7 protein-coding genes are annotated in these 11,591 nt (G+C 63.5%); 4 read left to right on the top strand and 3 right to left on the bottom strand.

All coding sequences use genetic code 11. From position 1 onward, the window contains the following. The coding region (locus tag VEK15_09725; GenBank protein ID HXV60961.1) for an ectonucleotide pyrophosphatase/phosphodiesterase at positions 1-796 on the bottom strand (796 nt) is incomplete at its 3' end. A gap of 43 nt (positions 797-839) precedes the next feature. Continuing rightward, a complete protein-coding gene (locus tag VEK15_09720; GenBank protein ID HXV60960.1) occupies positions 840-3,608 on the bottom strand; it encodes an Npt1/Npt2 family nucleotide transporter in 2,769 nt (922 codons plus the stop codon). Positions 3,609-3,671: 63 nt separating this feature from the next. Between VEK15_09720 and VEK15_09715 the strand changes: the two genes are divergently transcribed. Both VEK15_09715 and VEK15_09710 read left to right on the top strand, forming a co-directional pair. After that, positions 3,672-4,919: a BamA/TamA family outer membrane protein gene (locus tag VEK15_09715; GenBank protein ID HXV60959.1), complete on the top strand. Its 1,248-nt coding sequence runs from the start codon at positions 3,672-3,674 to the stop codon at positions 4,917-4,919. A 2-nt stretch (positions 4,920-4,921) separates the two neighbouring features. Beyond that, positions 4,922-6,586, top strand: a complete 1,665-nt coding sequence (locus VEK15_09710) for a hypothetical protein (protein ID HXV60958.1) — start codon at positions 4,922-4,924, stop codon at positions 6,584-6,586. Positions 6,587-6,593: 7 nt separating this feature from the next. On the opposite strand, the gene VEK15_09705 is transcribed toward VEK15_09710, so the two are convergent. Beyond that, on the bottom strand, positions 6,594-7,088 hold the full coding sequence (locus tag VEK15_09705) for a DUF4136 domain-containing protein (protein ID HXV60957.1): 495 nt from the start codon (positions 7,086-7,088) through the stop codon (positions 6,594-6,596). Positions 7,089-7,256: 168 nt separating this feature from the next. On the opposite strand from VEK15_09705, the gene VEK15_09700 reads away from it, so the two are divergent. Further along, the gene (locus VEK15_09700) at positions 7,257-9,902 is read left to right on the top strand and encodes a protein kinase (GenBank protein ID HXV60956.1); all 2,646 of its coding nucleotides are present in this window, start codon (positions 7,257-7,259) and stop codon (positions 9,900-9,902) included. Positions 9,903-9,982: 80 nt separating this feature from the next. Next, positions 9,983-11,587: a phosphoenolpyruvate carboxykinase (ATP) gene (gene pckA / locus VEK15_09695; GenBank protein ID HXV60955.1), complete on the top strand. Its 1,605-nt coding sequence runs from the start codon at positions 9,983-9,985 to the stop codon at positions 11,585-11,587. Positions 11,588-11,591 lie beyond the last annotated feature (4 nt).

Genomic DNA, 11,591 nt, shown 5'->3' with positions numbered 1-11,591 from the left:
CGGACACCACCACGAGTGTCGTCTGATTGGCGAGGCCCGAGTCTTCGATGGCGCGTCGGACGAGTCCGACATTGTAGTCCGACGCCGTGAGCGCCGCCTTGGACAGGTAATGCTGCGGGCCGTACTGATGTTGGTAGCGGTCCGGAGCCGGCAGGCGCAGCAGGAGGAGGTGGGGCCGGTAAGTCGTGAGCACGTAGATCGCTGCCCGCGTCAAGACCCTGTCCGCCGTCTGCTGCAGCGCGAGGTCGTCGTACCATTGGTAGAACAAATCGATGGGCACTCCGTTTTCGCGAAGCTCGTCCAGAAACTGCGGATTCGCCCCGGCGATATCTGCCTTTCCCTCGCCGGTCAGGACCAGGGGGATGGCGTGGTCGATGGCGGGGTCGTCGCGAGTTCCCGGCCAGAAGAACGATGCCGTGCGCAGCCCCTTCGCCTTGGCGGCGTCGAACAGCGTGGGTACCCGGATGCTTTTCGACCGGGGCAGGTTCGTGACGTGAAAATACTCTCCGGTCCTGCGGTTCAAGAGCCGGTTGCCGAGGACCCCATGCTGGCGTGGCGGCACACCGGTCACGAGAGAGACGTGAGCGGGATGGTCGGTCGCGGGGTAGACGGTCTCCATGCCCTCGGCCCGGGCGCCCGACCGCGTGATTCCCCTCAGGTTGGGAAGCTCCAGCTCCGAATCCTCGAGCCGAGCAGCGGCAAAACCCTCGATCGAGACGATGACGACGTGTGACTCCTGCGCTCGGAGAAGTCCGCCGGTGAAGGCGATGAGCGCCGCAACAATCCAGCACCTCATCTTCGACCTCCAGGCGACGGATACCTCACTCGGTTTTGCCCTGTCAAGGCCGACCCGGGCCGCGTGAGCCCAAAGCGGGCTTCACGGCATGCTTCACCGCCTCGCGAACCCGAGGCGACTTGTGCTCCCGTAGCTCCTCGAGCCCGGGGAGGCTCGCCGCCAGGCCCTTGTCACCCGCCACAGTGATGGCGCATGCCGCGAGCCAGTCGTCGGTGGAGAGCGCGAGTCGCCCCAATGCTTCGGCAAACGCGGGAGCACGAACCCCCGTGAGCTCGAGGCCGTGCCGGTAGATCGAAGGTGAGCTCTCCGCCTCGAGCAGAGGCAACAGGCTGCGTCGATGGCTCTTCGACAGCAGATTGGCGAGGTACTCGAGCGCGGCGGAGCGGATCGCCGGTCGCGCGTGCGCCAGGCGGTTGAAGACGCTCGCGATCTCGCCTTGGGCATACTGAAGACCGAGGAGGCGAAAGATCCGTTCTCGGGTGAACTCGATGCGCTCGTCGAGGACGAGGAGCAGGAGCGCATGGCTCGTGCCCTCTTCGGGCGGGTAACGGCGAATCGACGCCGTGAGGCGCGCGAGATCGAGGAGCGCGGCCCGCTCGTGCTCGACGAGGCGCTCGACCTCGGTACGGGGGAAGCGCAAGGTGGGATTGCGCGATCGAAGCTTGGAAAGTCCTTTGATGGCTTGATAATGGAGGCGCTGATCGTCCTGAGGGAGGATGTCGAACAGCACCTCGACTCCGTCCTGCCCGTCGATCTCCGCGACCGCCTGAGGAATGGCCCGGCGAAGATCGATTTCCTGAGTGTCGTCCCGAAGCAAACCCGAGAGCCCGTCGAGAGCCTCGGGCCCGTACCTAGCGAGAGCCCGTCGCGCCTCGACCCGGAGCGGAGGCCGGCGAAGCTGCTCGACCAGTGCAGGGAAAGCCTCGGTGACGCGCAACCGGCCGGCGCTGCGGGCGGCGCGGCGCGCGACTTCGATGTCCGGGTCGCCCAGTAATCTCACCAGCCAGCTCGGGAGCGCGTCGGGCGGCGTCGTCAAGAATCCGAGGGCTTGTGCTGCCAGCATTCGCGCCCCGGCCGTCTCATCGTACACGCGGTCGCGAACGATGCGCTCGAGCACGAGGTCGGAAAGGGTCGTCTCCGACTGCTCGAGACAATCGAGTACTGCCCGGATTCTCTCGACGTCGTTTCGCTCGATCACGAAGTCGAGCGTACGATTGGCGCCGTCGGGATCGACGCGAAGGAAGAGCGCAAATGCCTCGGCCGCCACCCGTGGCTCTTCGTCCAGGACGCGGCGTTCCAGCTGGTCGATCGGCGAAGCCGCCGCCCCGCGCAGCAGCCGGAATGCGGCTCTTCGGATTTCCGCGCTCGGATGATCCGTCAAGCTCGCCGCCTGTCGCAGCAGCAGCTCATCCTCGGTTCCGGCGAGAAGCTCGAGAGCGTACAGGATCTCCCGGGTATCGTCGCCCGCGAGGACCTGTTGGAAAACGGACAGACTCGCGGGGTCGGTCAGGTGCGCCGTGAGGTCGGTGATGTCTCGTCGCGCGATGGAGTCACGAAAGGTGTTCACGTACTCGCGGTTCAACCACACGACGAGAACGAGCCAGGGAACGGTCAGGAAAGCGACGAGGAGCCCGATCTGAGTTGGCGGCATCGACAGCAGGGTCGTCGCGGCCAGCAAGGTGAGGCCACCCAGGCCGCGGCTGACGCGCTCGACGAACATGTCGAGCCACGCCTTGAGCCGATTCTTCAACGCCAGGGAGACGGGCAGATACAAGATCTCCACACTTGCCCGATTCACCGAGTTGCTGAGACCGTCATCGGAGGCCTTGACGAGCGCGGCACTCACAAGCGACGGCATGGCGAAAAGAAACAAGGAGCTCCCGAGCAGAGCCGCGGGTAGCAGAACGAGACCGGCGGCGACCCCGAACCGCCCGAGCAGTCGTCCTGCCACGAGCAGCTGGAGTGCGAAAGCCACGACGTTGATCCCTGCGAAGAACGTTCCGAAGAACCGAGTGAGCGCGTCTCGGGTCGGGAAGCTGTCCTCGGCGGCAACGTTGAACTGGTAGTCGACCAGCGTGGAGACCAGAGTCGCAAGCACGATGAGGGCGGCGAGGAGTCTGAGGTAGCGCGACCGGGCGACGAGCGCCAGGGGACTCGATTCATCCGAGACGGCGTGGCTTCGCTCGCTCCGAGCGAGGTCGAAGCGACGCTCGGTGATGCGCTCCGCCTCTCGGGCCACGTTCCAGCGAACGAGGAACGCGACGAGGATCAGGAGACCGGCCGCGGAAAGAAGTAATCCGGATGTTCCCACGACGGGTACGAGGAGCGACGTGAGCGCCCCGCCGGCAATGGAACCGAGCAGCCCTCCCGCCATGACCACCGGAAACAGGCGTCGGCCCTCGTTGGAGTAGAAGACGTAGTTCGCGAGGAGCCAAAACAGTGACGGCATGAGCGCCGTAAAGATGCTCACCCAGACGTAGAAGACGAATCCCGTCCAAATCCAATCCATCACGAGGGCGATCCAGAACAGGACGATGTGGGAAGCGAACAACGCCGCGGCACCGACGAAGAGCCGAACCACGTTCGTGCGCGAGGAAAGCCTGGCGAACCCCGCGGCGACGAATCCGAGCACCAGGGCTACCAGGAGATAGACGTAGGGAAGTCTCTCGGCGCCGAACTGGCTCAGAAAAACAGAGCTCCGAACCGGCTTCAAGATGTAGCTCGTGGCGATGATGAGCCCGAGAAGGGCAAACATCCCGAAGACACGACGACCCTCACCGGGGTGGACGTTCACGAGTCGCAAGAAAGGCATGAAGCGCTTCTTGTTATCAGGTTCTCGATGAGACTTCCAGGCATGTTATGATCCCCCGCCCTTATGGTCCCCCGTGCCGGTTCGAGTGCCTTTTCGCGTCTGTTTCTCTTGGTCGGATGTGCGGTTTCGGTCGTCGGCCTTGCTCCTTCCACGTCGTCCGCCCAGAGCCGCCAGGAGATACTCCTCGAGAAGCGTCGGGAGAAGGCGCGAGAGCTCGAGCCCTATCGGATCTCCCCCCTGGAAGCCCGGGTGCGTGGTCTCGAGAAGGCGAAGTTCCCCCAGAATATCTTTGTCAAGGGATGGCAAGGTTTTCGCCCCGTCATCGGAGGCATGCCCTCGGGGTCCGGCTTCGTCCTCGGAGGCGGTTACGTTCACGGACTCGAGAACCAGTACTTCCAGTTCCAGCTCAACGGGCGCTACTCGACGAGGGGTTTCACGATGGCGGACGCCGAGGTCGTCGTCCCACCTCCTCACGTGGGCAGACGCATCGAGCTCAAGTTCCGCGCCGAGTACCGGGATTTCACATCCCTTCGGTTCTACGGTCTCGGCAACGACTCGAGCGTGGACGATCGCTCGACCTACCTTCTCAACGATCAGGGTGGCACGGCCTATGTCTGGCTCAACCCTCGGGGTCTCCTGTCCTTCGGGGCTCAGGCGGGCTACTTCCAGACGCGAACCGACTCGGGCGATGCCGATCGATCCCTCGAGGAGGTCTTCGACCCCGCGGGAGTGCCCGGTTTCGGCGATCCGAGAACTCAGTACTCCGTTACCGGCGGGTGGGTCGAGTTCGACATCCGCGAGAAATGGGGGTCCCCACCAGTGGGAATCGTCGCCCGGGTCACGGGGCTCCACTACGAGGACACGGGTTTGAGTCTGTACGACTTCACTCGCGTGATCGGCGACATCAAGGGCTACGTTCCCCTTGGCCATCGCAATCGGATCCTGGCTCTCCGCGTCTATTCGTCGCACTCACTCCCTGCGGGCGGCAAGAGCGTGCCCTTCTATCTCATGGAGACGATGGGAGGTGCCGCGACCGTTCGCGGCTTTCGCGAGTACCGTTTCCGAGATACCCGAAACCTCCTGGTTAGCGCCGAGTATCGATGGGAGGTCTTGCCTTATGTCGATTGCACGTTGTTCTTCGACGCCGGCAAAGTCTTCCGCGACAGCGACGACTTCAACTTCGACAAGATGCACACGGGCTACGGATTCGGTCTCAGAGCCCACGCCCCAGCGGGATTCGTCCTGAGATTCGACCTCGCCCACAGCCTGGAGGGGTTCCGCTTCCATATAGGCGGCGGGCCCAGTTTCTGACGATGAACGAGCTCGTTCTGATTCTCGCTCTCCTCGGGCCGGTGCGCGGCGAGGCCCATGAGCCCAAGTTCTTTCCCGACGATCCCCTGGTCGTGGACAACGATCGGCTCGACGTGCCTACCCAGCCGGAGGCGATCGCGCTCTCGGATTTGTACGATCGCTTCGGACACATGTTCAAGGATTGGGGTGAATCACCGATCGGATCCGAGGCCGCGAACGTAAACGTGCTCGACGAGCTGCCGAACAGCAGCTGGTTCACGAACCGCCTCGGCGAGAGACGATTGAGCGTCGAAGAGCTGTCGCGGGGAGCCAATCAGGGGAACGGTCCCGATCCCCAAGAGACCTGGACCGTGTTTCGGAGCAAGAGCCAGGGCTTGACTCCGGGGTTCGAAATCAGCGACGGTGCCGGCGATCGCTACGTGATCAAGCTCGACCCGGTGGACGTACCCGAGATCGCCTCCGCGGCGGAAGTCATCGCTTCCAAGCTCTTCCACGCGCTCGGCTACAACGTGCCCGAGAACTACATCGTTCGCGTCCATCCTGACCGTTTCAAAATCGCGCCGGGGACCGAGGTCGAGGACCGCTTCGGTGACAAGATGGCTCTCACCGAATTTCGTTTTCGCCGCATGATCCGCAGGGTGCCGCGGCTTGCCGACGGGACGATGCGGGTCCTGGCGAGCAAATACATTCCCGGACAGCCGATCGGGCCATTCCGCTACTACGGCATGCGCAGCGACGACCCCAACGACGTTATCCCGCACGAGGACCGGCGCGAGCTTCGAGGACTCCGCCTCTTTGCCGCCTGGCTCAACCACGACGACACCCGCGCCCACAATACCCAGGATAGTTACGTCGAGGACGACGGCACGCACTACGTGAGACACTTTCTGCTCGATTTCGGCTCGACGTTCGGAAGCGGTTCGGTGGATATGCAATATGCCCACCTGAGCTTCCACTATTCCCTCGACCTGCGCCTCGCCAAGAAGAACTTGTTGGGCTTCGGATTTCACGTTCCCGAGTACCGAAAGGCCAAGTGGCCACCCTTCCCCGAGTACGAGGCGGTGGGGCGCTGGGAGTCCGAGCTTTTCGACCCGGTGAAGTGGCGCAACGACTACCCCAATCCCGCCTTCGTCCGGATGACTGCCCGGGACGCCTTCTGGGCCGCAAAGATCCTGATGAAGCTCACGCGCGACGAGCTTTCCGCCATCGTCGAGACCGGAGAGTACAGCCGCCCCGAGGACGCCGCTTACTTTCTCGAGGTCCTCGTCGAGCGGCAGCTCGAGTGCGGCAGATTCGGCATCAACGCCTTGAACCCGCTGGACGAGTTTCGCATCGACGGCGATGGGCTCGCCTTCACGAATCTGTCGGAGAAGTACGGCTTCGTGCAGACGGAGACGATCTACGAAGTGGACTGGTCATCCTACGACAACGCAACCGGCGCGAGCCGAACCCTGGTGGAGCCGGAGCGTCAGACGTCCACCCGCCTCGCCATTCCTTCGATTTCCTCTCCCGACCTTTTCCTCGTGGCGACGATTCGCTCTCACAACTCCGACAATCCACACTGGGCCCGAAGCGCTCAGGTGTATCTGAGACCGGAAGGCTCGGGCTACGCGATCGTCGGCATCGACCGAGAGAGCCCCGAGCCTTCGTCATTCCCCATGGAATGAGGCCGAGTTAGTTCGACGGGGGAAAGTCGGCGAACATCTTGCTCAAAGCTTCGCGAACCTTGTCGCGGTTCTTCTTCATGTCATTGGTGAGAGCCGCGGTGGCGGAAGCCTGCCAGACGAGCTGGTTCTCGGCGGCATCCACCAAATCGATGACGAGCGTTCCCGCGGCGTGGGTCTCGACCGTCACCGCGCGCGCGTCGTTCCAGTCGCGCCGGTAACCTCCGCTGATCTGGAAGCTCTCGTCCACGGAAGCGTAGTAGGTGACGTAGAGATCGGGCTCGAACTCGTCCTTGAAGATACCCGCCACCGCGAGCGTCGCGTCGGTGCTGTCGACGACGAGGCGATGGGCCTGATCGTCGAGTGCCCGCGCGCCCTCGATCCACATATAGCTTTGGTATCGACTGAAGTCGACGGTCCGCTCCCAGCGGACCCGAACCGTCTGAGCAGTGGCCGTGGTCGCTCCGATGAGCGTGAACGCCACGACGAATCGAGAGTATCGCATCACGTCGCTCCGCGCCTATTGTATCGCCAAATGTGCTAGTCTTCCTTCGCTTGCGTGGTAGGCCTGCTCGGAGACATGCGTCTCCACGCCCCGAGCACGTCGAGCCCGGTGCAGCGCACGCGAAACGTTCCGACCGACGTCGCCATGACCCATAGAGAGTGATCCCAAGTGCCCCTCGAGCCTAAGAGTCGTCTCGGCGGGTTCGAGATCCTCGATACACTCGGCGCGGGCGGAATGGGCGAGGTCTACCTCGCCCGGGACACTCACCTCAAGCGGGAAGTGGCCATCAAGGTCCTCCCCGACGATCTTGCCCGGGACCCTCAGCGCGTCGCGCGCTTCGAACGTGAGGCGGTGCTTCTCGCCTCGCTGAGTCATCCCAATATCGGTACTCTCCACGGACTCGAGAGGGACGGCGATGTGCTTTTTCTCGTCCTCGATCTCGTCAAAGGGTTGACTCTCGCCGAGAAGATGCAGCAAGGGCCTCTTCCGCTTCGGGAAGCTCTCGATTTGTTTCGCCAGATAGCCGCCGGGCTGGGCGCCGCGCACGAGAGAGGAATCATCCACCGCGACCTGAAGCCGGCCAATGTCAAGGTGACGCCGCAGGGCCTCGTGAAAGTTCTGGATTTCGGCCTGGCCAAAGAGCTTCTGGCCGAGACCCCGCTCGGTCCGAGCGGGAAGACCGTGACAGCGCCGGACCGGATGACGATGGAAGGAGACATTCTCGGAACGCTCGCTTACATGAGCCCGGAACAGGCACGGGGGCAGAGTCTCGACAAGCGCACCGATATCTGGTCCTTCGGGGTATGCTTTTTCGAAGCTCTTTCGGGGCGGCATCCGTTCGAGGGGAAAACGAGCTCCGACATTCTCGCCGCGGTCATCTCCACCGAGCCCGACTTCGGGGCGCTTCCCGCATGGGTGCCGCGCAACATTCGCCATCTCCTGCAGCGTTGCCTTCGCAAGGAGCTGCACCGGCGGCTCCACGACATCGAAGACGCACGGCTCGAGATCGAAGAGGCACTCGAAGGCCCGCTCGAGCCCCCCAAGCACGAAATGCCCATCTGGGCCGCGCTCGCTCTCGCGGCGGCCGGTCTGCTCGTCGGTTTCGTAGTGGGACGCGTCTGGGATGGACAGGTCCGGTCGCTGAAAAGCGGGCGCGTCTTCACCATCGACGTTCCGCCGACCGAGCCCGTCGCGCTCGAGGCGGGCTCTCCTCTCGCGCTGTCCCCTGACGGCACGCGGCTCGTCTACACCGCCCGCCGTGGCGAGACGACCGAGCTGCGCCTGCGGGCGATGGACCGCCTCGATCCGACTCCGCTTCCGGGAACAACCGGTGCCTCGAGCCCTTTTTTTTCTCCCGACGGAGACTCGCTGGGCTTTTTCTCCGAAGGGAAGCTGCAACGCATGTCGCTTTCGGGGTTCGCGGTCGAATCGCTGGTCGACGCTCCGAGTCCGCGGGGAGCGAACTGGGGCTCGAGTATGATCGTTCTCGCTCCCCTCACGATGGGGGGGTTGTCGGCGATGGGGACCGGCAATCCCGCAATGGTCGGTCTTACCACCCTCGGGGATGAAACCCGAAGCCATCGATGGCCCACCGTATTGCCCGATGGACACGTGCTCTTTACCAGCCTCATGCCGGGTGGACGGTTTCGAATCGAGGTCGTGGCGTCAGGCGAGACCGAGACTCGCGTCGTCGTGGAGGACGGATCCTACGCGCGCTACTCGCCCAGGGGCCACCTGGTATTCGCCCGGGGGACGAGCCTGATGGCGGCTCGATTCGATTCGCGGGCACTCGAGATCCGCGGCGCGGCCATCGAGATGCTCTCGGGCGTGGGATTCGACGATCTGACCGGTGCATCTTTCTACGATTTGGCGAGCGATGGCACGCTCGTCTACGTCCCCGAGGGGGGGGATGGGGCGAACGAGGCTTCGGGCCGGCTGCTTCTCATCGATCGCAACGGCGGCGCCAGCCTCCTGACCCGCACCTCGCGCGGCTATCAGGTGCCCCGACTCTCTCCGTCGGGCGATCAGCTCCTCGTGACGGTTACCGAAGGGGAATCGACCGATATCTTCCTCTTGGACACCCATCGCGGGTCGATGAGACGCGTCACGTTCGAAGGAAACAGCGGCGGGGCGATCTGGAAGCCCGACGGTCGCGAGATGACGTTCGGTCGGGAGTCAGATGGGATCGTGAACCTTTTTACTAAGGCCATCGATGGATCGTCCCCGGCGGTTCGCCTCACGACCAGTCCCAATCCTCAGTTCCCCAATTCCTGGTCGCCGGACGGGCGCCACCTGGCGTTTACCGAGTTGTCTCCGGACACTCAGTTCGACGTCGTCCTTTGGGTGAACGGCCGCACCGAGCCTTTTCTCGCGACACCGTTCAACGAAAGCGCCGCCATGTTCTCTCCCGACGGCCGGTACCTGGCATACGTATCCGACGAGAACGGCATCAGGGACGAGATCTACGTGCGTGAATTTCCTTCCGGGGAGCTGAAAGGTAGTGGGCCGATCTCGACCGAGGGCGGCCACGAGCCGGTCTGGGGCCGCGACGGCGAGGAGCTCTTCTACCGCGACGAGGACTCCATGATGGTGGTTTCGATCGAGACCGAGCCCGAGTTTCGGGCGGGAAAGCCACGCCCGCTGTTCGAAGCGCCCTTCGACGAAGCCGGTGCTCCCTATGCGGGCTACGACAAAACGCGAGACGGCACCGGGTTCATCATGGTACAAACGGATCGGGGGAGCGAGGCCACGCGGCTTCACGTGGTCGTCGACTGGTTCTCCGAGCTCGAGCGACGGGTGCCCCCCTCGTCATGAGAGCCGGATCCCCGGTGGTCGGCCCCGGCGATTGATGTTAGATTGGAAAACGGTGCCTTATACGAGGAGTATCGGAAGGGATGGAGGAACAGGGAGCTTTTCGCAGCCGTTTCGGACTCGATAACCACGGAATCTTCGACGCCACCGTCTGGTGGAACCTCTCGAGCGCAGCCCTCTACGAGCATGCCATTCAGCGCCGCGAGGGCTTCATCGCTCACCGGGGCCCTCTCGTCGTTCATACCGGCCAATATACGGGCCGCTCACCCAACGACAAATACATCGTTCGCGAGCCGCGGAGCGAAAAACACATCTGGTGGGACGTCGCGAAGCCTTGCGAGACGTCGCAGTACGACAGACTGCGAGCCAGGCTGACCGCGTACCTCAGGGGTCGCGATCTCTACGTCCAGGACTGCTATGTCGGAACGCACCCCGACTACAAGATTCCGATTCGGATCATCAACACGCGAGCGTGGCACAACCTGTTTGCCAGGAACATGTTCGTTCGCGAGAAGAACCCCGACAAGCTCGCGTCTCACGTCCCCGAGTTCACCGTGATCTGCGCTCCCCGGTTCCAGGCCGTTCCCGAGGAGGACGGGACCCGCTCGGAAGTGTTCGTCATGCTCAACTTCGCACGCAAGGAAGTCATCATCGGAGGCACCGACTATGCCGGGGAGATCAAGAAGTCGATCCTGACCGTCATGACCTACTTGCTCCCTCCCGACGGCGTGCTGCCGATGCACTGTTCCGCCAACTTCGGCAAGGACGAGGACGACGTGGCCATCTTCTTCGGCCTGTCGGGGACGGGGAAGACGACGCTATCCGCCGATCCCGACCGTGTCCTCATCGGTGACGACGAGCATGGATGGAGCGACCAGGGGGTCTTCAACTTCGAGGGCGGTTGCTATGCCAAGGTCATTCGGCTGTCTTCCGAGGGCGAGCCGGAAATCTACGCCACCACCCGAATGTTCGGAACCATCCTCGAGAACGTCGTCATCGATACCAAGACCCGGCGGCTCGACCTCGACTCCGACAGTTTCACCGAGAACACGCGTGCGTCCTATCCCGTTTCTCACATTCCCAACGTCTCCAGAACCGGCTGGGCCGGGCATCCAAAAACCGTTCTCATGCTGGCAGCCGACGCGTTCGGCGTGCTCCCACCGGTCGCGAAGCTCAATCCCCAACAGGCCATGTATCATTTCCTCTCGGGCTACACGGCGAAGGTCGCCGGCACCGAGCGGGGTATCGACGAGCCTCAAGCCACCTTCAGCGCCTGCTTCGGTGCCCCCTTCATGTCGCGCAAGCCCGCGGTCTACTCCAAGATGCTCGGCGAGCGGTTGAGTCGGCACCGGCTCGTGACCTGGCTCGTGAACACCGGTTGGACGGGAGGCGCTTACGGCTCCGGTCACCGAATGAAGCTGTCGCACACCCGGGCCATCGTTCGCGCCGCGTTGAGCGGGGCCCTCGACGCCGTCCCGACCACCACCGATCCTATCTTCGGGTTCCAAGTCCCGCAATCCTGTCCCGATGTACCTCCGGGAATCCTCGATCCCCGCTCGACCTGGTCGGATCCCGATGCCTACGATGCCCAGGGCAGAAAGCTCGCGGGCATGTTCGACAAGAACTTCGAGCGATTTGCCGGGGACGTCGACGACGACGTGCGTGCCGCCGCGCCGGCGACGGCATGAACGA

The organism is Vicinamibacteria bacterium, from assembly GCA_035620555.1.
In the GTDB taxonomy this organism is placed as follows: Bacteria; Acidobacteriota; Vicinamibacteria; order Marinacidobacterales; family SMYC01; genus DASPGQ01.
Note: the sequence above shows the minus strand (reverse complement) of the source record. Positions and strands in the feature narration are given on the sequence as shown.

What these genes read in the sequence shown, in the direction of transcription:
- VEK15_09720 (HXV60960.1), bottom strand. Translation starts at nt 3,608, where the DNA reads ATGCCTTTCTTGCGACTCGTGAACGTCCACCCCGGTGAGGGTCGTCGT.
- VEK15_09715 (HXV60959.1), top strand. Translation starts at nt 3,672, where the DNA reads ATGGTCCCCCGTGCCGGTTCGAGTGCCTTTTCGCGTCTGTTTCTCTTG.
- VEK15_09710 (HXV60958.1), top strand. Translation starts at nt 4,922, where the DNA reads ATGAACGAGCTCGTTCTGATTCTCGCTCTCCTCGGGCCGGTGCGCGGC.
- VEK15_09705 (HXV60957.1), bottom strand. Translation starts at nt 7,088, where the DNA reads ATGCGATACTCTCGATTCGTCGTGGCGTTCACGCTCATCGGAGCGACC.
- pckA (HXV60955.1), top strand. Translation starts at nt 9,983, where the DNA reads ATGGAGGAACAGGGAGCTTTTCGCAGCCGTTTCGGACTCGATAACCAC.